At 36.3% G+C, this 22,484-nt stretch carries 21 protein-coding genes and 1 tRNA gene; 9 read left to right on the top strand and 13 right to left on the bottom strand.

Features of this window, described 5'->3' with window-relative positions; all coding sequences use genetic code 11:
• Positions 1-109 precede the first annotated feature (109 nt).
• Entirely contained in the window at positions 110-793 is a 684-nt protein-coding gene (locus ABJF08_RS01485) for an SCO family protein (RefSeq protein ID WP_348114278.1), read from the bottom strand.
• Between the two features lie 84 nt (positions 794-877).
• On the opposite strand from ABJF08_RS01485, the gene ABJF08_RS01480 reads away from it, so the two are divergent.
• From ABJF08_RS01480 to hemN, 9 genes are all read left to right on the top strand, one after another.
• Entirely contained in the window at positions 878-2,824 is a 1,947-nt protein-coding gene (locus ABJF08_RS01480; protein ID WP_348114277.1) for a M1 family aminopeptidase, read from the top strand.
• A 102-nt stretch (positions 2,825-2,926) separates the two neighbouring features.
• Positions 2,927-4,267 carry an RIP metalloprotease RseP gene (gene rseP, locus ABJF08_RS01475; protein ID WP_348114276.1) on the top strand — a complete coding sequence of 447 codons (1,341 nt, stop codon included), beginning with the start codon at positions 2,927-2,929 and terminating at the stop codon, positions 4,265-4,267.
• Positions 4,268-4,375: 108 nt separating this feature from the next.
• A tRNA-Asn gene (locus tag ABJF08_RS01470) sits at positions 4,376-4,449 on the top strand.
• Between the two features lie 193 nt (positions 4,450-4,642).
• Entirely contained in the window at positions 4,643-6,067 is a 1,425-nt protein-coding gene (ricT, locus tag ABJF08_RS01465) for a regulatory iron-sulfur-containing complex subunit RicT (RefSeq protein ID WP_348114275.1), read from the top strand.
• Positions 6,067-6,561, top strand: a complete 495-nt coding sequence (locus ABJF08_RS01460; RefSeq protein ID WP_348114274.1) for a gliding motility lipoprotein GldH — start codon at positions 6,067-6,069, stop codon at positions 6,559-6,561. The genes ricT and ABJF08_RS01460 overlap by 1 nt, the downstream gene beginning before the upstream one ends.
• Positions 6,548-8,893, top strand: coding sequence for a transglycosylase domain-containing protein (locus ABJF08_RS01455; RefSeq protein WP_348114273.1), 2,346 nt, complete (start codon positions 6,548-6,550; stop codon positions 8,891-8,893). The genes ABJF08_RS01460 and ABJF08_RS01455 overlap by 14 nt, the downstream gene beginning before the upstream one ends.
• 3 nt (positions 8,894-8,896) lie before the next feature.
• Entirely contained in the window at positions 8,897-9,607 is a 711-nt protein-coding gene (locus ABJF08_RS01450) for a 3'-5' exonuclease (protein ID WP_348114272.1), read from the top strand.
• Positions 9,585-11,282, top strand: a complete 1,698-nt coding sequence (locus ABJF08_RS01445) for an ABC transporter ATP-binding protein (protein WP_348114271.1) — start codon at positions 9,585-9,587, stop codon at positions 11,280-11,282. The genes ABJF08_RS01450 and ABJF08_RS01445 overlap by 23 nt, the downstream gene beginning before the upstream one ends.
• Positions 11,283-11,373: 91 nt before the next feature.
• Complete coding sequence (hemN, locus tag ABJF08_RS01440) at positions 11,374-12,735, top strand: oxygen-independent coproporphyrinogen III oxidase (protein WP_348114270.1); 1,362 nt, start codon at positions 11,374-11,376, stop codon at positions 12,733-12,735.
• Positions 12,736-12,817: 82 nt separating this feature from the next.
• Here hemN and ABJF08_RS01435 read toward each other — a convergent pair whose 3' ends face one another.
• The 12 genes from ABJF08_RS01435 to ABJF08_RS01380 all read right to left on the bottom strand — a co-directional run bounded on the left by ABJF08_RS01435 (position 12,818) and on the right by ABJF08_RS01380 (position 22,417).
• Positions 12,818-12,961: a hypothetical protein gene (locus ABJF08_RS01435; protein ID WP_348114269.1), complete on the bottom strand. Its 144-nt coding sequence runs from the start codon at positions 12,959-12,961 to the stop codon at positions 12,818-12,820.
• 17 nt (positions 12,962-12,978) lie between these two features.
• Entirely contained in the window at positions 12,979-13,686 is a 708-nt protein-coding gene (locus ABJF08_RS01430; RefSeq protein ID WP_348114268.1) for a sulfite exporter TauE/SafE family protein, read from the bottom strand.
• 2 nt (positions 13,687-13,688) lie between these two features.
• Entirely contained in the window at positions 13,689-14,135 is a 447-nt protein-coding gene (locus ABJF08_RS01425; RefSeq protein WP_348114267.1) for a FixH family protein, read from the bottom strand.
• Positions 14,136-14,171: 36 nt separating this feature from the next.
• Positions 14,172-14,312 (bottom strand): hypothetical protein, encoded by a 141-nt coding sequence (locus ABJF08_RS01420; RefSeq protein ID WP_348114266.1) that lies wholly within the window; start codon positions 14,310-14,312, stop codon positions 14,172-14,174.
• Between the two features lie 35 nt (positions 14,313-14,347).
• A complete protein-coding gene (gene ccoG, locus ABJF08_RS01415) occupies positions 14,348-15,769 on the bottom strand; it encodes a cytochrome c oxidase accessory protein CcoG (protein ID WP_348114265.1) in 1,422 nt (473 codons plus the stop codon).
• Between the two features lie 16 nt (positions 15,770-15,785).
• On the bottom strand, positions 15,786-16,109 hold the full coding sequence (locus ABJF08_RS01410) for a hypothetical protein (RefSeq protein WP_348114264.1): 324 nt from the start codon (positions 16,107-16,109) through the stop codon (positions 15,786-15,788).
• Positions 16,110-16,119: 10 nt separating this feature from the next.
• Positions 16,120-17,073, bottom strand: coding sequence for a cbb3-type cytochrome c oxidase N-terminal domain-containing protein (locus tag ABJF08_RS01405; RefSeq protein WP_348114263.1), 954 nt, complete (start codon positions 17,071-17,073; stop codon positions 16,120-16,122).
• Positions 17,073-17,267 carry a CcoQ/FixQ family Cbb3-type cytochrome c oxidase assembly chaperone gene (locus ABJF08_RS01400; protein ID WP_348114262.1) on the bottom strand — a complete coding sequence of 65 codons (195 nt, stop codon included), beginning with the start codon at positions 17,265-17,267 and terminating at the stop codon, positions 17,073-17,075. The genes ABJF08_RS01405 and ABJF08_RS01400 overlap by 1 nt, the downstream gene beginning before the upstream one ends.
• 3 nt (positions 17,268-17,270) lie before the next feature.
• Entirely contained in the window at positions 17,271-19,472 is a 2,202-nt protein-coding gene (gene ccoN / locus ABJF08_RS01395) for a cytochrome-c oxidase, cbb3-type subunit I (protein ID WP_348114261.1), read from the bottom strand.
• 2 nt (positions 19,473-19,474) lie between these two features.
• Positions 19,475-19,684: a cbb3-type cytochrome oxidase assembly protein CcoS gene (gene ccoS, locus ABJF08_RS01390; protein WP_348114260.1), complete on the bottom strand. Its 210-nt coding sequence runs from the start codon at positions 19,682-19,684 to the stop codon at positions 19,475-19,477.
• Between the two features lie 89 nt (positions 19,685-19,773).
• On the bottom strand, positions 19,774-20,013 hold the full coding sequence (locus ABJF08_RS01385; protein ID WP_348114259.1) for a hypothetical protein: 240 nt from the start codon (positions 20,011-20,013) through the stop codon (positions 19,774-19,776).
• Between the two features lies 1 nt (position 20,014).
• Positions 20,015-22,417 carry a heavy metal translocating P-type ATPase metal-binding domain-containing protein gene (locus ABJF08_RS01380; RefSeq protein WP_348114258.1) on the bottom strand — a complete coding sequence of 801 codons (2,403 nt, stop codon included), beginning with the start codon at positions 22,415-22,417 and terminating at the stop codon, positions 20,015-20,017.
• Positions 22,418-22,484: the final 67 nt, after the last annotated feature.

The following is a 22,484-nucleotide window of genomic DNA, read 5'->3' as shown; positions in this document are numbered from 1 at the left end:
AGTAATTATTGTTAGAATTACTGCAAAAATAGCAATACCCTAACCTAATCACTTAAAACATCATTGTAGGAAAATAAAAAATACGATTAAATGCGATTTTTAAAGATTATTAACGATCTTTAACATACGTACTTTTTAAAATATAGATGTCTTCAATAAGTTTCAATACATCTTCTTCACTTGTACCGTCGTAAGAACGACCTCTTAATCTACCTTCTTTATCTATTAGAAGAAAATTTTCTGTGTGGATAAGCGCATAGTCACCACCATATTTATTCTCCTTTGCAGCCAGGTAAGATTTACGTGCTAGATCATAAATTTGCTTACGATCACCAGTAACGAGATTCCATTTAGAATCCATCACTCCTTTTTTAACTGAATACTTTTTAAGAACCTCTACACTATCTATTTCTGGAGTTACACTATGAGAAAGAATCATCACATCTGGATCATTCTTAAACTCTTCTTGTACCAGCGTCATGTTCTTAGTCATGACAGGACATATAGTAGGACAGGTAGTAAAGAAAAAGTCTGCTACATAAATTTTATTCTTATAATCTTTTTCTGTAATGGTATCACCATTTTGATTAACTAGTTTAAAAGGTGCTATTTTATGATACTTTTTTACAAAAAGCATCGAATCGTCTACCAGAGTAGGATCAAATTTATCTGGTTGCAGTATAGGTAATGTCTTATCTGGCGTTAAGGCATATTGAAAAGAAGCCAATATTCCACCGCATAAAATGGCCATGAATAAGATGCGCCATTTATTTTTACTAAGAAATTGAAGCATTTGTGATACTTTTTTACAAAATTACAACCTAATAATCCTATTGGTGACTGTTTAACAACTTTCCTTACTAGAAATTCCAACTTGATGAAGAATTTTAAAATAATGTATTTAATCGTTTTCGTTCTCGCTTTCGCGAAAGCGGAACAGTCACAAGCACAATTCACTACATCTCAAGAAGGTGTAGATGCCTGCCTCTTAAAATCTACATTATTCAACTCGGGAAATAGGGTAGTAAATGGACACACCGCAAACTATGATCTTAAATATGTACGACTAGACCTAGACGTAGATCCAGATGTTGCTATAATTTCAGGTACAGTAACGTCGCATTTTACAGCAGTAAGCGATATCGACCAAGTTATTTTTGATCTAGCGTCTAATATGGTTGTAAGTCAAGTAACTCAAAGAGGTATTGCGCTTAATTTTATTAATAATGGAAATGATGAACTGGTAATTGATCTTCCTGCTATTCAAAACAATAGTGTTTTAGATAGCCTTAGTGTTACCTACAGCGGTAATCCTATAGCAAGCGGTTTCGGTAGTTTTGCACAAACCACGCATAATAATGCCGGTATTATATGGACACTTTCTGAGCCATATGGGGCAAAAGCATGGTGGCCATGTAAGCAGGATCTCAATGATAAAATAGACCAGACAGATGTTATTTTAAATGTACCGGCTGGTAATACCGGTATTTCTAACGGTATTATGACTTCAGAAAATGTAACGGCTACAGGTAAAACTTTTAAATGGCGACATAATCACCCTATACCTGCCTATTTAATAGCTATCGCAGTAACTAATTATTCTAAATATACAGAGATGGTAGGCAGCGGCGCAACGGCTTTTCCTATAGATAATTATGTGTATCCAGAAAATCTAGTCAGTGCACAATCGAGTACAGCAGTAACAGTTCCTATTATGAACTTTTTTGAAAACACCTTTGGCCCCTATCCTTTTAGAGATGAAAAATATGGACATGCACAATTCGGTTGGGGTGGTGGTATGGAGCATACGACTATTAGTTTTATGGGAAATTTCAGCCGCGGATTGATCGCTCATGAGCTAGCTCATCAGTGGTTTGGTAATAAAGTAACCTGTGGCAGCTGGCAAGATATATGGCTCAATGAAAGTTTTGCCACTTATTCTACAGGAATGACCGTAGAGCATCTCGATGGTGCTGACGCATTTAAATCATGGCGCATTAACGCAAACAACAGAGCAACTACAGATCTAGATGGTAGTGTTTATGTGCCGGCGGCAGATACCTTAAGTGTAGGTCGTGTTTTTAATGGTAATTTATCTTATAATAAAGGTGGTATGGTTTTACACATGCTACGTAAAAAATTAGGCGATACTGATTTTGAACAAACACTCCAAAACTATCTCAACGACTCACAACTCGCTTACAACTATGCCAAAACTCCTCAATTTAAATCAATAGCAGAAACGACTAGTGGACAAATTCTAGACGAATTCTTTAACGATTGGATTTATGGCGAGGGCTATCCACAACACAACATAAACTGGATAGATATACCGAATGGTATCTCGATAAATTACACTCAAATACCGACTCATCCTTCTGTAAATCTATTTGAAATGCAGTTGCCTATTAAAATAATAGGTACCGCCGGAGAAATACAATGGGACTCCATTCTGGTCAATAGTCTGACTCAAAATAAGAGAATACGCGTACCATTTGTGGTTAGTTCTATAGAAATAGATCCAGATGTTGATACCATAAGTAAGAACAATACTGCTACACTAGGATTAGATACCGCTTTCGCGAAAGCGGAATACCAACTCTATCCCAACCCAACTTCTTCCACCTTTCAAATTACAGGCATGCAAGATGATTTTACAGCCCTTAAAATCTATGATCTACATGGAAGAATGATTATCGATTATAAAAATCAATTACTCAATAACCCTTCTCTAACTTTAAAAGCCCCACAAACCAGTGGTATCTACTTTCTAAATCTAACTACAGAAAGAGGTACAACCATAGAGAAACTACTTGTACGCTAAATCTATAACTGCATTATGTGGACTGTTATGAATGACCTATTTTTGCTGGTCTAAAATTAAAATTATATGCACCCTACGGTTGTTCTTATTATAAACTTTTTAATGAGTCTTTCCCTTCTTATCGTTTTACACGAGTTGGGACACTTCATACCTGCTAGACTTTTTAAAACACGAGTAGAAAAATTTTACTTATTCTTTGATATCAAATATTCCCTATTTAAAAAGAAAATAGGAGAAACTGTTTATGGAATAGGCTGGCTACCACTAGGTGGTTATGTGAAAATATCAGGAATGATAGATGAGAGCATGGACAAAGAACAGATGGCACAGGAGCCTAAAGAGTGGGAATTTAGATCTAAGCCAGCATGGCAACGACTAATTATCATGTTAGGTGGTGTGGTTGTAAATGTGGTAGTAGGTTTTGTAATCTACATCTGTTTAATAGCTTTTAACGGTACAAATGAAGCACAAGGTGAAGATTATAAATATGGTTTTGGTTTTCCAGAAACACTTGAAGAAATAGGTTTTAAGCAAGGTGACAAAGTACTACTTGCAGATAATGACACTATAGAATATGCGCCATCATTTAACCATATGCTTATTTTTAGAGACATCTCTACCGTTACTGTAATAAGAGATGGTAAGAAAGTAGATGTTACTATTCCAGAAGATATAGGTAGCAAGATGTTCCAAGCAGGAGTACCTAGTTCTCTAGAAGCGAGATACCCATTTAAAATAGGTGAAGTGGCTGTAGGATCAAAAGCAGATAGTATAGGTTTAAAAACTGGAGCAACTATTAAATCTGTTGCTGGATTACCTATCAATTATAATACGGATTATACTTATGCGATAAACCACAAGGTAAAGAATCATGAACCATTTCATGTAGTATGGGAATATGAAGGTAAAACATATGACGAAGAGGTAGTTTTCACAACTAAAGAAGTTAAGAGCTTTATCTTTTTTACAAAAACTGTTGAAGAACCTAAAATTTTAGGGTTCACTAAACCTTCTACAGACAAGGACTATGCATCTGTAACAAGAAAGCAATATTCATTCAGTGAAAGTATTTCTGCTGGTATTTCAAAAGGGTACATGACCATGCACGATTACATTGTACAGTTTAAATATGTTTTCACTAAAAAAGGAGCGAGCCAGCTAGGTGGTTTTGGAACTATTGCAAAATTATATCCAGACACATTTGATTGGTCGGCATTTTGGGGTACGACAGCGTTTATATCTTTTATTCTCGCTATCATGAACATATTACCTATTCCAGCTTTAGATGGTGGTCATGTTATGTTTTTATTATATGAAATCATCACAGGACGTAAGCCAGGAGATAAATTTTTAGAAAAAGCGCAAATTATAGGTATCGTTATTTTACTTTCTTTAATGCTCTATGCAAATGGAAATGACCTCTTTAAGGCACTCTTTGGATAAAAGTTTTAAAAAATATCAAATTTTTTAGTTTAAAAGTTTGTCAAATATAAAAAACATACTAAATTTGCCATCGCTTAAGCAAATAGCTTGAGTTTGTGTATATCACAGTCCTCCTTAGCTCAGTTGGTTAGAGCATCTGACTGTTAATCAGAGGGTCCTTGGTTCGAGCCCAAGAGGAGGAGCAAAAATCCCAATCAGTAATGGTTGGGATTTTTCATTTTAATACCTGTAGTAATCTTCTCTCCTTCTTCTTCTAGATTTTACGCCCGACTACTAACAATATCCCACGCTTTTAATTGTTATATTTACGTTTCAAGTAAAGAAATCAATTGTGCGAGTTAATCGTTTCAATTTCAATATATAGAGAATACAAGAATGAGCTGTAATAGTTGTGGAACTGGTGGTGGTACGCCTGGTGGATGTAAAAATCATGGAACCTGCGGTACAAGTGGATGTAATAAATTAACGGTTTTTGACTGGTTAGCAAACATGGAGTTGCCCGATGGTCAAAAAGCTTTCCCATATGTGGAAGTACGTTTCAAAAATAGTAGAAAAGAATTCTTTCATAATGCAGAAGGTCTTCAGCTTAAAATAGGCGACATAGTTGCTACCGAGACTCAAAGTGGTCATGATATAGGAATAGTAACCATAACTGGTGAACTAGTTCGTGTTCAAATGAAACGCAAGCGCATTAAAGTAAATGGAGAAATCCCAAAAGTATACCGCATCGCAAATGAAAAAGATGTAGAAAAATGGGTGACTGCTCGCGAGAAAGAAGAGCCTATGAAAGTACGCGCCAGACAGATAGCGATACGCCTTCAACTTAAAATGAAAATCTCTGACATAGAATTTCAAGGTGATGGCTCTAAAGCAACCTTTTACTACACTGCCGATGATCGTGTAGATTTCAGAGAATTAATTAGAGAATACGCTTCAGAATTCAAGACTAGAATAGAAATGCGTCAGATAGGCCTGCGTCAGGAAGCTGCTCGCTTAGGTGGTATAGGATCGTGTGGTCGTGAATTGTGCTGTAGTACATGGTTAACAGATTTTAGATCTGTAACCACAGGTGCTGCTCGTTACCAAAACTTATCCTTAAACCCACAGAAATTAGCAGGACAGTGTGGTAAATTAAAATGCTGCCTCAATTACGAGCTGGATTCTTACATGGACGCGCTAAGCACGTTTCCTAAACAAAATCAAAAACTTTACACTGAAAAAGGAACTGCCGTATGTCAAAAAGTAGACATATTTAAAGGTCTAATGTGGTATTGCTATGAAGGTGACTGGATGAGCTGGCACACTCTTACTACAGAGCAAGTTCATGAAATAGTATCTAAAAACAAAGCAAAGGAGAGCGTAGCAAGCATAGAAGAATACGCGAGCGAATTAATAGTTGAGGAAGAGGTAAGCTTTGAAAACGTAGTAGGACAGGATAGTTTAACACGTTTTGACCAGCCTAAGTCAAAATCAAAATCTCGCAACAAACGCAATAAGAAACGTAGACCTGCAAAACCTCAAAATAAAACAACGACAGCTACTGCGGCTTCACCTAAAGAAGGACAGCCTGCTCGCAAACCTAGACCTAAACAAAATAACCGAACACCTAAGGCTAAAACTAACAACAACAAGCCTAACACTAAAAAACCTGCTAGCGCAAATAAAAACACTAATAAACAAAAACCGGCAAGTAACAATGCCACAGGTGAAGCAAAGCCCAATAAGCCTAGGAACAACCGTAATAAAAGCCGTAATCGTAACAAAAACAACGATAGTAAACCGCCTAAAAAAGAAGATTAGTGAGAGTATTAATATGCCTTTTAATAACATTAACGATGGTCTCTTGTGACGACTTGTTAGTAGATGCAAATTATGAAAGTCTACCACCTTCTGGATGGGACATCAATGATACCGCAACTTTTAACATTACACCACAAGACACAACCACAGCCTATAATTTATATTTGAACCTGCGCAACACGCATGAGTATGAATATAATAACCTATGGTTGATCTCACAGATAAAATTTCCACATGGAAAAATCGTTACAGATACATTACAGTATGAAATGGCGGCACCAGATGGTAGTTTTTTAGGCACAGGATCAAATGATATCTATGAAAATAAATTATGGTTACGTGAAGGAGTACGCTTTCGCGAAAGCGGAACATACCAACTAGCATTGAAACACGCAATGAGAAAAACAGGAGAAGTAAAAGGAGATACCCAATTAAAAGGGATTCTTGAAGTAGGATATAGTATAGAAAAACAAGTGCAAGATGGCAGCAACTAAAGCACAAATAGCTCAAGAAAAAGCAGACAAGAAAAAGAACATTTCTCTTTTCTGGAAAATTTATGCAGTAGGAATAGGACTCGTAGTCCTTATGTTCCTACTAGCAGCATGGGAAGTATTTGGTGATTTACCAGATCACACTGCACTAGAAAATCCGCAGACAGAACTAGCTACTGAGATAGTAACTGTAGACGGTAAAACATTAGGTAGTTTTTATAACGATAACCGTAAACCTGTAAAATTTGACGATTTACCTCAAAACCTTATAGACGCACTAGTCTCAACAGAGGATGAGCGTTTCTGGGACCACAGTGGTATAGACGGCTATGGAACTGCTAGAGCCGCGGCGTTTTTAGGTAGCAAAGGTGGTGCGAGTACCATAACACAACAACTGGCAAAACTTTATTTTACAGAACAAGCTAGTAGTAACAAGCTAGAACGATTGATCCAAAAAATACGCGAGTGGATTATCACCTCTAGACTAGAAAAACAATACACAAAGGAAGAAATTATCACTCAATACCTCAATGAATTTGATTTCTTAAAACAAGCTATAGGAATACGTAGTGCCGCAAACATCTATTTTGGTAAAGAGCCAGATTCATTAACAGTTTCAGAAAGCGCGGTTTTAGTTGCTATGCTTAAAAACCCTAGACAGTTTAATCCGTATAGAGAGGTTTCTAAAGAAAAATCTTTTAATCGCCGCAACCAAGTATTTTATCAAATGGTACGTAATGATAAGATGACCGAAGAGGTAAAAGATAGTCTTACCGCTTTGCCTATCGTTTTAGATTACAATCCAGAAGGTCATAATGATGGTATGGGAACTTATTTCCGTGAGCATTTACGCGACTGGTTAAAAACTTGGGCAAAGAATAACATTAATCCAGAAACAGATCAACCTTTTAACCTTTATAACGATGGATTAAAGATAAATGTGACCATAGACCACCGCATGCAAAAAATGGCCGAAGAAGCTGTTTATGCGCACATGGAGCGTTTACAGACGGAGTTCGACCATCAACAGACACGCAACAAGACTGCGCCTTTTACAGATCTTACCGATAACCAAATAGAAATCAGATTACAGTCTGCTATGAAAAGGTCAGAAAGATGGAGAGAAATGAAGAAAAAAGGTATCGCCGAAAAAGACATTATTAAAAGCTTCAATGAAAAGACAGACATGACCATCTTTGACTGGAAAGCAAAAGGCCGTGAACGTGATACTATAATGACACCTATGGACTCCATACGCTATTATAAGAAGTTTTTACACACAGGTCTTATGTCATTAGAACCACAAACAGGTCATGTAAAAGCATGGGTAGGTGGTATTAATCACAAACATTTTAAATATGATAATGTAGAACAAGGTACACACCAGGCTGGTTCTACTTTTAAACCGTTCTTATATTCTACGGCAATTGATCTTTTACATTATAGTCCATGTAAAAAATTACCTGATGGAGAGTACACCATACCTGCAGGTAAACATGGTAATACAAAAGACTGGACACCTAAGGATTCTAACGGTGATTATGGTAACATGATGACTTTAAAAGAAGCACTAGCAAAATCAAAGAATACGATATCTGCTAGACTTATGGATGAAGTAGGCCCACAAGCTGTACTAGATCGCGCAGCACAGCTAGGTATAAACACAGAAGGCATGGATGTGGTTCCTTCTCTAGCATTGGGTACTGCAGATGTAAACCTATTTCAAATGGTAGGTGCTTATGGTGTTTATGCAAATGGAGGTATTTATAACAAACCAGTTCTTGTAACTAGCATAGAAGATAAAAACGGTACAATTCTTTATCAATACATGCCAGAGAGCAAAGATGTAATGAATCCTGAAACAGCTTATGTAACGGTAAACCTTATGGAAGGTGTAACTAGAATAGGTAGTGGAGCAAAATTAAGAGGTAGCTGGGCTACTAAAAATAGTTTCTATAAAGAGGTGATCACAGATTATCCATATGACTTTAAAAACGACATTGCTGGTAAAACAGGAACGACTCAAAACAATTCTGATGGATGGTTTATGGGAATGGTTCCTAACCTAGTAACTGGTGTTTGGGTAGGTGGAGATGGTAAATCTATTCACTTTAAATCTACCAAATATGGTCAGGGAGCTACCATGGCATTACCTATTTGGGGTAGTTATATGAAACGCCTTTATGCAGACGAGACCATTGATGTTTCAAAAGCGCCTTTCAAAAAACCAGAAGATCTATCTATTGAGACCGATTGTGATGAGTATGAAAAGACTCAGAACAGCTCTCCATTAGGTGGTAGTGAAGATGACGACTCTAGAGAATTTGACATGTAAATTATGATAGCAAAACTTTCATTAGAAAATATTTTATTTCTAGATATTGAGACCGTACCTCAACAGGAGAGTTTTGATTTATTAGATCCTATAGACCAACATCTATATGCTGATAAGACCAAATACCAGCGCAAAGAAGAATTCTCTCCAGCAGAGTTTTATGATCGCGCAGGTATTTGGGCCGAATTTGGTAAAATAGTATGCATATCTGTAGGTTATTTTGTTAACCGAGATAAAAAACAGTTTAGAACTCGCAGTTTTGTCGGTGAAGAAAAAGCACTATTAGAAGATTTTTCTAGTCTTTTAAAAGAACATTTTTCTAGTAGAAATAATCTGTTGTGCGCACACAATGGTAAAGAATTTGATTTCCCTTACATCGCAAGAAGAATGATTATTGCAGATGTTGAGATTCCAGAAAAGCTGAACCTATTCGGTAAAAAGCCTTGGGAAGTACCGCACATAGACACCATGGAGTTATGGAAATTTGGCGATTATAAACACTACACTAGTTTAAAATTATTAACGCGTATTCTAGGTATTCCATCACCTAAGGATGACATAGATGGATCACAAGTACGAGATGTATTCTATCTAGAAAACGATGTGCAACGCATCGCTACATATTGTGAAAAAGATGTAGTTGCAGTAGCGCAAATAGTTCTCATATTGCGCAAAGAACCTATACTTACAGATGAGCAAATCATCTCAAAATAATACCGTAGCATCCATAAAGGATCTTAATGTTAGCTTTTCAAATGGAAAAGAGAACGTTAAGGTATTGCATGATATTAATTTTGACATATTTAAAAACGAGATACTTGCCGTAGTAGGAGAATCTGGCAGTGGAAAATCTGTCACCAGCAAGGCACTCATGGGCTTACTACCTAATGCCACAGCACAAATAACTGCTCAAGAACTTTCTTTGTTGGGCAAGGATTTATTACAATTAAATGATGGAGAATGGTCACGCTTTCGCGGAAGCGAGATAAGCATGATCTTTCAAGAACCTATGAGTTCTCTTAATCCTACTATCACCTGTGGACAGCAAGTTATTGAGATATTACAACAACATCAAAAAATTAATACATCGAGTGCTAGAAAAGAAGTCCTAACTCTTTTTGAAAAAGTAAAACTACCTACTCCAGAAGTAACGTTCTCAAAATACCCACATGAAATTAGTGGTGGACAGATGCAACGCGTCATGATCGCTATGGCTATTGCATGTAAGCCTGCGTTGTTAATTGCCGATGAGCCCACTACCGCTCTAGATGTTACGGTACAAAAAGAGATTATTTTATTACTCAAAGAACTGCAACAAGAATACGGGATGAGTATTCTCTTTATATCACATGATCTATCCTTAGTCCGTGCTATTGCAGACAGGATACTGGTTATGTATCAAGGTAAAATAGTAGAGCAAGGAACTAGTGAGGTTATTTTTGAAACTCCTAAAGAAATATATACAAAAGCACTTATAGCGTCCAGACCTAGCACAACAGAGCGTGTTAAAAAACTACCTACTATAAGTGATTTTATGCAACATACGGTAGATGGAGATTTGATCACTCCATCACAACGAGCGGCTACTCACGAAGAGATTTATAAAAACGCTCCGTTATTACAGCTAGTTGACATAGTAAAAGATTATCCACTTAAGAAAAAGCTTTTTGAAAAGCCATCTTATTTTAGAGCAGTTGATGGCGTTAATCTTAATCTATACCCTGGTGAGAGTCTAGGACTGGTAGGAGAAAGTGGTTGTGGAAAAAGTACTCTAGGTAATCTAATATTACGTCTTAAAGATGTGACCAGCGGTAAGATTATCTATCGTGATAGAGATATCACACATCTTACAGGTAAAGCAATGCGAGAGTTGAGAAAAGAGATTCAGATTATCTTTCAAGATCCTTTTGCTTCATTAAACCCACGACTTACTGTAGGGCAAGCTATTATTGAACCTATGAAATGGCATGGTATAGGTAAAGATAATAAAGACAGAAAAGAAAAGGTGCTTACTTTATTAAAGCGTGTAGGATTAACTGAAGAGCATTATAATAGATACCCACATGAATTTAGTGGTGGCCAGAGACAGCGCATAGGTATAGCTAGAACGGTAGCACTAGAACCTAAGTTAATCATTTGTGATGAGAGTGTGAGCGCTCTAGACATTTCTGTACAAGCACAGGTTTTAAATCTTTTAAATGAGTTTAAAGCAGATTTTGGATTCTCTTATTTATTCATTTCGCATGACCTTGCGGTAGTTAAATACTTTTGCGATCAGGTAATCGTAATGAACAAAGGTAAAATAGAAGAAAAAAATGAGGCCGATGCTCTTTATGAGAACCCACAAAGTGATTATACTAAAAAATTGATTGCGGCAATACCACAATAAATACCTTGATTACTAGATCGTATCTTATAAGCTGACAAAAGTCATCGTTGTGCAAGAGGACTAATTATACTTTTGACTCAAAATTGAGACTATGTGTAGTTTAACTTCAAAATACAATGTTGCAGGACCTAGATATACCAGCTATCCTACAGTTCCTTATTGGGACGCTAGCAACTTCCCTATAGATTTATGGAAACAGACTCTTGTAAAAAGCTTTAAAGAAAGTAATAGTACAGAAGGTATAAGTCTTTACATTCATTTACCTTTTTGCGAGAACATGTGTACTTTTTGTGGATGTAATAAACGCATCACAAAAAACCATAGCGTAGAGATACCTTATATAAATTCTGTTTTAAAAGAACTTGCTCTTTATACAAACCTCTTTGAAGAACAACCGGTAATAAAACAAATACATTTAGGTGGTGGTACACCTACATTCTTCTCACCAGAGCATTTAGATCAATTGATAAAGGGAATATTTTCTGTAGCTGTAAAAGCTCCAGAATGCGAATTCAGTTTTGAAGGACATCCTAACAACACGACTAAGAAACATCTGGAAACACTTGCTCAAAATGATTTTACCAGAGTATGCTACGGCGTGCAAGATTACAACCCTACTGTACAAAAAGCAATTAATCGCATACAGCCTTTTGAAAATGTGGAGAAAGCTACGGTAATGGCAAGAGAGGCAGGTTTTAAGTCTGTAGGACACGATATTATTTATGGTTTACCTTTTCAGACTATAGATCATGTAATTCATACCATTAACAAGACTATAGAATTGCGTCCAGACCGTATTGCTTATTATAGTTATGCACATGTGCCCTGGATAAAAGGAAACGGACAGAGAGGTTTTAAAGACTCTGACTTACCTACAGCTATACAAAAACGTGAACAGTATGAGTTAGGTAAAAAAATACTTACTAGCGCTGGCTATGTAGAGATAGGCATGGATCATTTTGCATTACCTACTGATAGCTTGTATACTGCACAAGAAACTGGTACCATACACAGAAACTTTATGGGGTACAGTGATAGTAAAACTCAATTAATGATAGGTCTCGGAGTGTCTTCTATAAGCGATAGTTGGTACAGTTTTGCTCAAAATGTAAAAAACATTGAAGAATACCAGGCACTAGTAGAAGAAGGAACACTACCAGTTTTTAGAGGCCACATACTAAATCAGGAAGATCTTATCATAAGAAAGCACATACTTAATCTTATGTGTCAGTTTGAGACCACATGGAAAAAAGATACTATGTTCTTTAAAGAACTGCCAGACGTACTTGTAAAACTATTAGAACTAGAAAAGGATGGTCTGGTAATCACTCATCCTCATAAGATTCAAATTACCGAAAAAGGAAGGGCTTATGTTCGTAATGTTTGTCTACCCTTTGACATGAGATTACAACGTAAAAAACCAGATACTCAATTATTTTCTATGACGGTATAGATTGACATTTAAGTTTCAACTAAAAAAAGGAAAGCCACAGGCTTTCCTTTTTTGTTATCTAGAAAGTACAAACATGAGAGATCTACTTCTCTTTATCAGTACTTTTTTTATCACCGTTTGCTAGACTATAAACTACTAAAACTAGCGCTACACAAACCACGGCAAACACACCAATTATAATAGTACCCAATCCCCAATTTACAAGAGGTAAAAAAATTGTATTCATATCTTTAATTTTATTAATTAGTGACAACTCAGGTTTGCCGATATCGTTTCCATAGCAACAGATTCTGATGGAGATATGTATTTAATACCTAACCCAAGACCTCTTACTATAAATAGTAACCCTATTATTATTACAAAAACAGGTATCAGTTTTAATACCTTTTGTTTTGCCTTACCCTTTAAAAAATTACCTAGGTATATAGCGGTAGTCATTAAAGGCACTGTCCCTAGCCCAAAAAGAATCATATATAAAGCACCATATCCAGCACTACCAGAAGCTAAAGAACCGAAAACTGCCATATAGACTAAACCACAAGGCAATAAACCATTAAGAAAACCCATAGTAAAAAAAGTCCCTGGATCTTTCTTTTTAAGCTCTTTTCCCATCGCACTTTTCACCCTTCCTACTAGAGCATAAATAGGTCTAGAAAAATTGTATTTATTAAATATCTTAGTAGGTATTAATACCACTATAATCATCGCGACACCTATAATGATAGATAGCTGCTGTTGTATACCAAAAAGGTGCATGCTTTTACCTAAAAAACCAAATACAAAACCTAAAAAGCCATACGTAAATAACCTACCTCCATGATAACCCAATAACTGAAAAAAGCGCTTGCTCTTGCTCTTTCGATCTAATGGCAATAAGAATGCAATAGGACCGCACATTCCCACACAGTGAAAACTACCTAGTAAACCAAATATGAGCGCAGACCACAACATTCTTAATAAAGTATTTCTTCTTTATACATATAAGACTGCCCGTCATAGGTCCAGTCTACTATAATATTCCAGCGACCGCCTATCATTTTATTGTCAGGTATGAGCAAATTATGATCAGATAATGAAAGTTCAGTCTCAAAATCTAATACTTGATTAGACGGTCTATAAAGGAACATTTTACCTTTAATTTTCTCTACATTTAACTGCGATGGAAAAGTAATCATCCATCCGTTTTCAGTTCTTTTACTTACTATTTTCTCAGAGAGGTTATTTGCATTCGTCTCTGCATCTATCTCATTTTGATAGTACATTTCTTTCTCATAATACTCTTCTGTAACTAGATCATGGCTGTAACGCTGGTCTGTAATCATGGTGATCACAAAGTATAGTATAAAGCCTATAAAGCACGACATACCTACTGCTATTCCTGTTCCCCAATTCCATTTCATCTCCTTAATCCGATTTAGTCGGCGGCTATTAATTAACTATTTAACTACTGTTTCCTTTGTTGTAGCGGTAGCTTTTTTTGCCAGTTCTTCCATCATTAACTTTGCCTGACAACTTTGGTTTAAACCTGGTTGTCCCTTTTTACAACCTTGACAGCAATTCTTTTTTTCTGTACTCATTGTTAGATGTTTGTTACGCTTTCGCGAAAGCGGTATTAATTATAACTACGTGGTCCTAAAAAGGCTGTAGTAGTAGTTTCTATTACTTGATCACCACTCAAAATTTCTATTTCTAGTCGCTCCTTATCGGTCTTAATAGCACTGGCATTAATTTCTATAAAAAGAGTTCCTTGTGTTAGTCCTGCCTCTGGCACAGTTATACTCGTGTAAGAAACCAGCTTAATAGTTCCTTTATGAGATTTTAATCGGAAGGTGACGCTATCGATAGGTTCTACCGTTTTATTTACCAGTTTAAATGTGTAAACATTGCTAATGATATTATCCGCTTTATGTTCATATAACTGACCTGGCAATCTTAAAATACTTGCCTCTACATCATTGCGCAGGAATAACATTCCTATTAAAACCGCAGTAAGAATTCCTAGTACAACTATATATCCTTTAAGTCTAGGTGTGAGTTTAAATTTCTCACCCTTTTCAATGTTATCTTCACTCGTGTAACGTATAAGACCCTTAGGTAGATCTACAGCTTCCATCATGTGGTCACATGCATCTATACAGGCTGTACAATTAACACATTCTAGTTGCGTACCGTTACGTATATCTATTCCAGTAGGACAGACATGTACACATGCAGAACAATCTATACAATCCCCTTTTCCTGATGCTGGACGATCTTCTTTCTTTTTAAACTTAGCTCTACCTTCTTCTTTCTCACCACGTTTATGGTCATAAGCAACTATTATGGATTTATTATCAAGAAGAGCACCTTGTAAACGACCATAAGGACATACTATAATACATACTTGTTCTCTAAACCAGGCAAAAATGAAGTAGAATACTCCTGTAAAAATCATTAAAGAAATGAGCGTACTTCCATGTTGTGATGGCCCGTCTGTAATGTATCTTATCAACTCATCACTACCGATTAGGTAGGCTAAGAATATGTTTGCTATTAAGAACGAGATGATAAAAAAGATACTCCATTTGAGAGCTCTTTTTTTAATTTTTTCTGTATTCCATGGCATTTTTGCAAGACGTATTTGCTTACCTCTATCTCCATCTATCCAGTACTCAATACGTCTGAAAACCATCTCCATAAAAATGGTTTGTGGACATATCCATCCACAAAATAAACGCCCAAAAGCCACTGTAAAGAAAATAATAAAGACCACGCCTATAATCATCATGATTACAAACAAGTAAAAGTCTTGAGGCCAAAACGGAAAACCAAATACATTAAAACGACGTTCTAATATATTGAACATCATGAACTGATTGCCATTAATTTTTATGAATGGTGCAGAGAACAGAATAAGCAGTAAGACATAACTCACATACTTGCGATACTTGTACCATTTACCTGATGGCTTTTTAGGGAATACCCATGCACGCTTACCTTCTTCATTAAGCGTGCCTATGGTATCTCTAAAATTTTCTTGACCTTGGTCTGCCATGATGCTTTATTTATTTTTAAAAAACAGTCAACTCCTTTGAGTCGCCTAGTAGTAGTAAAAAAACAGCGTCAAAAACGCCTACTACAGAATGCTTTATATCTTTAGGGATATCAAAAGAATCAAAGCGTTCTAGACGGTAACTATGTGTTGCCGTATTAAAATCTATCTCTCCTTGTACTACCATTAATTTTGCCTTTACTTGTGCAATATGTTCTGGTAATTCTACTCCACGACGCAATCCTATCGCTAGCAGTTTCTTTCCTGCTTTCTCATAAATCTGTTTTATGAGAGGTTCTTTACTCGATGCTAGCGCTTCAGACATTTCATTAAGAATAAGCATCTTACTGTTTTTAATTATTAATATCTACTACTATAATAGAGTCTTGAACGATCTCTTCTACCTCTGGTTGAGTTTCTACTGGTGCATTAGGATCTATCCATAAATCACCTTCTGGTTCTTTAGGGTCTGCAGGAATTGTACCTTGAAAATTGATGACATAACTAGCTACCTGAGCCATTTGTGCTGGTTTTAAATCCTTTTTCCAAGACACCATTCCTTTTCCAGATCTACCACCTTCTGATATGGTATTAAATACATTTTTAATACCGCCACCTAGAATCCAGTGTTTATCGGTAAGGTTAGGACCTATACCTCCACCACCATCTATCTTGTGACAGGCGATACAGTTCTCACCAAAAATGGCTGCACCTGCTTTAAGGTCTGCAGCATCTGTAAGCAACACAACGGTGTTTACATCTACTAGATCTTTGGCAGTTTTTTTCCATTCTTCTATTTCTATTTTTGCAGCTGCGACAGCCGTTTCATATTCTTCTTCTTGATTATAGTCATTAAAGACTTCAAATCTTACCAGATAAATAACTGCAAATATGATAGATGCATAGAATCCATAAACCCACCATGGCGGTAAATTGTTATCTAACTCTTGAATACCATCATAGTTATGGTCTAGAATAATTTCATGCTCATCTTCTATATCTCTACTTCCTAATGATGCTTTGTATTTATCCTTAATCCATTTGAATCGATTAGCCTTTGCGACAGCAGCATTCTCATCGTACTTCTCTTGAGCGTCTGGTTTAAGACTTTGATATAAAATACTTTGTAATGTGGTTACACAAGCCTCTCCTGCTATATAGAACAGTACAATAACACCTAGAATAGCCCATAATAATGGTTGCTCTATAAAAATAGAATCTTCTCCTGTAGTCCCTATCCAATTAAGGAATAAGTATCCCAAAACTGCTATTCCTAATACACGTAAATATGATGCTGTATTTCTCATTATTTGATTTGATTAGGGTTAATAGTATCGTCGTTAAGCGGTATGTTACTTACCTCTTTAATATGTGATTTCTTTGCAGTAAATACCCACCAGAATAACCCCATGAAAAAGAAGAAAAATATAAGTAACGATATCAATGGATAGATCTCTACACCATCGATGTTTTCTAGGTTTCCTTTTATAAATTTCAACATAACTTATTGATTTATATTTAGTGCAGTGCCATCTGCAGTTGTAACTTTAATATCTGTTCCTAAGCGTTGTAGGTATGCGATAATTGCGATCAGTTCACGATTGCGCATTTCTATAAACTCTTCTCCGTTATCAAGAGCATACTTCTTATCTGCCTCATAGGTTTTTGCAAAATCAGGATCGCTGTATAGATTTTTTTCTATCTCTATTCCTTGTTCTAGCATCCATTCTTGTGCGCGATCTATTTCTTCTTGAGTATATGGTACTCCTAAGGATACCATGGCTTCCATCTTAGTTTCTGTAGAGCTTTTATCCAGCTCATTTTGAATAAGCCATTTATAAGATGGCATTATAGAACCCTCTGACGTACTCTGTGGATCATAAAAATGATTTAAGTGCCAGTTATCACTGTATTTACCACCTACACGTAGTAAATCTGGACCTGTACGCTTACTACCCCATAAAAATGGATGGTCGTAAACAAATTCACCTGCTTTAGCGTATTCTCCATAACGTTCTACTTCGCTTCTAAATGGACGTACCATTTGAGAGTGACACCCTACACAACCTTCTCTGATATATATATCACGACCTTCTAGTTCTAGAGGCGTGTATGGTTTTACACTTGAGATTACTGGTATATAATCGTCTACCATTAAGGAAGGGATAATTTGCACCATACCACCTATAAGAATCGCTACCGTAGCAAACAAGGTTAATTTAACTGGTCTTCTTTCTAACCAAGTGTGGTATCCTTCTTTATTAGTACGATTCTTAGTTACTTTTTCAAGTGCTGCTGCTTCAGCAAGCTCATCAGTTACTTGAGAACCAACTCTAGCTGTCCTAATAAGGTTATAAATACCAGTTAAAGCCCCTATAATAAACATAGTACCTCCTATAGCACGCATCCAGTACATAGGTATAATTTCTATAAGTGTTTCTAAGAAAGAATAAGTTAATCTACCATCTGGATTAAATTCTTTCCACATTAACGCTTGTTGAAAACCAGCCACATACATAGGTAGTGCGTATAAAATGATTCCTAATGTTCCTATCCAGAAATGTGCATTGGCCAGTTTTATAGACCATAACTTTGTCTTAAATAATCTAGGCACCATCCAGTAGACCATACCGAAGGTTAAGAAACCATTCCACGCTAGTGCTCCTACATGCACGTGAGCGATAACCCAGTCACTAAAGTGTGCAATTGCATTTACATTTTTAAGAGACAACATAGGTCCTTCAAAGGTCGCCATACCATATCCTGTAATGGCTACTACCATAAATTTTAAAACAGGATCTGTACGTACTTTATCCCACGCACCACGTAGGGTTAACAATCCGTTAATCATACCACCCCAAGATGGAGCAAGCAACATAATTGAAAAAGCAACACCTAAGTTTTGTGCCCAGTCTGGTAATGCTGAGTATAGCAAGTGGTGCGGCCCTGCCCATATATAAATAAAGATCAATGACCAGAAGTGAACAATAGATAATCTATAAGAATACACCGGTCTATTTGCTGCTTTAGGTACAAAGTAATACATCAAACCTAAGAAAGGTGTGGTTAGAAAAAAAGCAACCGCATTATGTCCGTACCACCATTGCACCAGCGCATCCTGTACACCAGCATACATAGAATAACTCTTAAGAGCTCCTACAGGTACTTCCATACTATTAACAATATGTAAAACGGCTACGGTAACAAATGTCCCTAGATAAAACCATATCGCAACATATAAATGTCGCTGTCTTCTCTTAAGAATAGTACCTATAAGGTTAGCACCAAAAGCAACCCAAATAATAGCAATAGCTATATCAAATGGCCATTCTAACTCGGCATATTCTTTTGAGGTGGTATAACCTAGAGGTAGCGTAATCGCTGCACCTACTATAATAGCCTGCCATCCCCAAAAATTTAATTTACTTAACCAGTCTTTCCACATTCTCGCTTTAAGAAGACGCTGACTAGAATAATAAACTCCAGCAAAAATGGCATTTCCTACAAATGCAAATATGACCGCATTAGTATGTAATGGACGTAAACGACCAAAACTTAACCACGAGATACCATCTGTCAGGTTAGGAAATAAAAACATGAAGGCCAGTAGTAGCCCTATACTCATTCCTACAACGCCCCAGAACATTGTAGCAACAATAAAATTGCGTACGATTTTGTTATCGTAATAAAACTTTTGTAATTCCATAGTTACTTGAGTTGATCTTTCAATAAAATAGGTTGATTTGATTTTGCGCTTTCCGTGCTCTTTTCCTTAATAAGTTCATCGTCAAAAAGCATGCGCACAGACGGTGTGTATGTATCGTCATACTGTCCCTTTTTAACCGATAGAATAAAGGCTATAAAGAAGATCACCGCGACACAAACGCTTATTGCAAGAAGCATATAAATGATGTTCATAGTTGTTTAATAATGTGGTAAAATTACCGTGGTAACCTTGTACAAACGATGACATATGTCAGCTTTTGAATTTAATTGTGTGTAAAAAATCACACCATTATGTATAATCCTAACAAGGCTGTAGACTGTTGTAATGCAATGATAGAAACACCTTTCACCTCTTCTCTTATAAAAGACTGTTGCTCTAGTGACTTTAATTGTGCTTGTGCTTGGTAGTACTCTCTTTTAAAATAGTGGTGCATTACATCACACGTAGTGCAATTACTTTGCATATATAAATTTTTGAGAGTGTCTATTTCTAAATCGAGTTGAAGAGCTTCTTTTTTCATCTTAAATTGTTGTTTTTTGGTTAAGTTTTCTTCCTAAAAAATAGGTGTATATAGTTGTGAACACGACTATACTTATAGAGCTAAGAGGCATTAAAATAGCAGCAACTACTGGAGCAAGATGTCCAGAAATAGCAAACCCTAATCCTACTACATTATAGATAAGCGAGAATATAAAAGCATAATCTATCACTTTTTTTCCTTTACGAGATAGATCTATAAATGTGGTAATATCTTTAAAACGCGTAGCATCGATTATACCGTCACACGCAGGTGAAAAAACATTTACATTTTCTGAAATCACAAGCCCTACATTACTTTGAGCAAGTGCACCAGCATCATTTAGTCCATCACCTATCATGAGCACCTTTTTACCTAGTTTCTGTAAATTCTTAATGTAATTAAGCTTATCTCCTGGTTTCTGATTAAAGACTAATGCGGTATTCTTAGGCAGTATTTGTTCTAGATGTTCTTTTTCACCTTCATTATCACCAGATAAAACTGCCAGCTCACAATCCACAGAAAGTGTATCAAACACCTGTTTCATGCCGTCTCGGTATTCATTATAGAACACATAACAGCCTTTATAGACTTCATTTGCACTTATGTGCACAGTGGTTTGATTTAAATCCGCTTTCGCGAAAGCGGAACTACCATCTGACACAAATGCATAAGAACCTACTTTTACACGATTATTATTGAGCACACCAGTAATTCCTTTACCTACCTCTTCACTAAAATCGTCTAGTGAGCTGATGCTATTTTCCTGTAACATGTTGTAAAGGGAACGGCTCAATTGGTGGTTAGACGCTCGCAATGTAGAGGTAAGCAAAGACTGCTCATCTACCGTTAATGCGATACCTTCATAAGAAATAACGCTTTTATGACTGGTAGTAAGCGTACCTGTTTTATCAAAAACTACGGTATCTATAGAAGCCAGTTGTTCTATAATACTGCTGTTTTTTAGGTAGAATTTATGCTTGCCAAATATTCTAAGTAAATTACCTAGCGTAAAAGGTGCCGCAAGAGCTATAGCGCAAGGACAGGCTACTATAAGAACGGCCGTAAATACATTAAGCGCAAGAGACGGCTCGTACCACAACCAGAAAACAGTCGCTAGTGCCGCTATACTCAAAATGCTAATAGTAAAACGTTTGCTTATCTGGTCTGTAATACTCTGAAAAAGGCTTTCTGCACTTTTATTAAAAATCTCGTTAGACCATAATTGCGTTAAATAACTTTGCTCTACAGATTTTAAAACATCCAGCTCTATAACACCAGCCTGCTGTCTACCACCTGCATATAATTTATCTCCAGAGTTTTTACTCACAGGCTCTGCCTCGCCAGTTACAAAGCTATAATCTATAAGTGCGTTTCCCTTAATAAGAATACCATCTACTGGTATGAGCTCTCCATTTCTTATCACGATCCTGTCGCCAGCTATTAGATCATAAACCTGTGCTTGCTCTTCTTTGTTAGAATCTGCTTTGCTCAATCTAGTTACTGCTATCGGGAAATAAGATTTATAATCTCTTTCAAAAGATAAAAACGAATAGGTTTTTTGCTGAAAAAACTTACCTAACAATAAAAAGAAAACCAGACCAGCCATACTGTCTAAAAAGCCAGTACCCCAGTCCATTACTATCTCTACCGTAGAACGTAGAAACAACACTAGAATACCTATCGCAATAGGTACATCTATATTGAGCATTCTAGAACGCACACTTTTATAAGCAGACACTAGGTAATCACTACCAGAGTAGAATACTACCGGTAATGCAAAAACAAACATTAACCACCTGAAAATATATTTATAACGCTCTAACCAGAACTCTGACACTTCAAAGTACTCTGGAAAAGACAAGAACATAATATTACCAAAAGCAAAACCTGCAACTCCTAGTTTATAGATAAGACTACGGTCTATAGAAGAGGTTTTCTTTGTAGCGTCATCTAGAGAGATATAAGGCTCGTACCCTATTTTACACAACAGTAAAACCAGTTGATGTAAATTTAATTGAGCAGAATTATAGGTAATACGCGCACTTTTCTTAGGGAAATTAACCTGAGAGGTAGTTACATCTGGATGTAATTTATTCAAATTTTCTAAAACCCAGATACACGAACTACAGTGTATAGATGGGATAACAAAAGTGACCACCTGTACATCTTGCTCGTCAAATTCTAGTAGCTTCTTTGCGATTACATCATTTTCTAAGAAATCAAACTTACCTTCAAACCGAGATGGTGTGGTCCCAGGAGATTGCTCTAACTCGTAGTAATACGAGAGATCATTATCATTAAGAATATCAAAAACAGTTTTACACCCATGACAGCAAAAATGCTTGTCCTGGTGCTCAATAACTGTAGTTGTACAGTCATCACCGCAATGGAAACATGATTCCATAGTTTATTAAATTTGCTCATTATACCTAGTGCAAATTTGCTCATACTTCTCGCTTTAAAACGATGAC

Origin of the sequence: Nonlabens sp. (assembly GCF_039941875.1) — a bacterium.
Lineage (GTDB): Bacteria > Bacteroidota > Bacteroidia > Flavobacteriales > Flavobacteriaceae > Nonlabens.
The sequence above is the reverse complement of the archived record's forward strand: the minus strand, read 5'-3'. Positions and strand labels throughout refer to the sequence as shown.

Excerpts from the sequence above, each read along its gene's own strand:
- ABJF08_RS01485 (WP_348114278.1), bottom strand. The coding sequence starts at position 793 with ATGCTTCAATTTCTTAGTAAAAATAAATGGCGCATCTTATTCATGGCC.
- ABJF08_RS01480 (WP_348114277.1), top strand. The coding sequence starts at position 878 with ATGAAGAATTTTAAAATAATGTATTTAATCGTTTTCGTTCTCGCTTTC.
- rseP (WP_348114276.1), top strand. The coding sequence starts at position 2,927 with ATGAGTCTTTCCCTTCTTATCGTTTTACACGAGTTGGGACACTTCATA.
- ricT (WP_348114275.1), top strand. The coding sequence starts at position 4,643 with ATGAGCTGTAATAGTTGTGGAACTGGTGGTGGTACGCCTGGTGGATGT.
- ABJF08_RS01455 (WP_348114273.1), top strand. The coding sequence starts at position 6,548 with ATGGCAGCAACTAAAGCACAAATAGCTCAAGAAAAAGCAGACAAGAAA.
- ABJF08_RS01450 (WP_348114272.1), top strand. The coding sequence starts at position 8,897 with ATGATAGCAAAACTTTCATTAGAAAATATTTTATTTCTAGATATTGAG.
- ABJF08_RS01445 (WP_348114271.1), top strand. The coding sequence starts at position 9,585 with ATGAGCAAATCATCTCAAAATAATACCGTAGCATCCATAAAGGATCTT.
- hemN (WP_348114270.1), top strand. The coding sequence starts at position 11,374 with ATGTGTAGTTTAACTTCAAAATACAATGTTGCAGGACCTAGATATACC.
- ABJF08_RS01435 (WP_348114269.1), bottom strand. The coding sequence starts at position 12,961 with ATGAATACAATTTTTTTACCTCTTGTAAATTGGGGATTGGGTACTATT.
- ABJF08_RS01430 (WP_348114268.1), bottom strand. The coding sequence starts at position 13,686 with ATGTTGTGGTCTGCGCTCATATTTGGTTTACTAGGTAGTTTTCACTGT.
- ABJF08_RS01425 (WP_348114267.1), bottom strand. The coding sequence starts at position 14,135 with ATGAAATGGAATTGGGGAACAGGAATAGCAGTAGGTATGTCGTGCTTT.
- ABJF08_RS01420 (WP_348114266.1), bottom strand. The coding sequence starts at position 14,312 with ATGAGTACAGAAAAAAAGAATTGCTGTCAAGGTTGTAAAAAGGGACAA.
- ccoG (WP_348114265.1), bottom strand. The coding sequence starts at position 15,769 with ATGGCAGACCAAGGTCAAGAAAATTTTAGAGATACCATAGGCACGCTT.
- ABJF08_RS01410 (WP_348114264.1), bottom strand. The coding sequence starts at position 16,109 with ATGCTTATTCTTAATGAAATGTCTGAAGCGCTAGCATCGAGTAAAGAA.
- ABJF08_RS01405 (WP_348114263.1), bottom strand. The coding sequence starts at position 17,073 with ATGAGAAATACAGCATCATATTTACGTGTATTAGGAATAGCAGTTTTG.
- ABJF08_RS01400 (WP_348114262.1), bottom strand. The coding sequence starts at position 17,267 with ATGTTGAAATTTATAAAAGGAAACCTAGAAAACATCGATGGTGTAGAG.
- ccoN (WP_348114261.1), bottom strand. The coding sequence starts at position 19,472 with ATGGAATTACAAAAGTTTTATTACGATAACAAAATCGTACGCAATTTT.
- ccoS (WP_348114260.1), bottom strand. The coding sequence starts at position 19,684 with ATGAACATCATTTATATGCTTCTTGCAATAAGCGTTTGTGTCGCGGTG.
- ABJF08_RS01385 (WP_348114259.1), bottom strand. The coding sequence starts at position 20,013 with ATGAAAAAAGAAGCTCTTCAACTCGATTTAGAAATAGACACTCTCAAA.
- ABJF08_RS01380 (WP_348114258.1), bottom strand. The coding sequence starts at position 22,417 with ATGGAATCATGTTTCCATTGCGGTGATGACTGTACAACTACAGTTATT.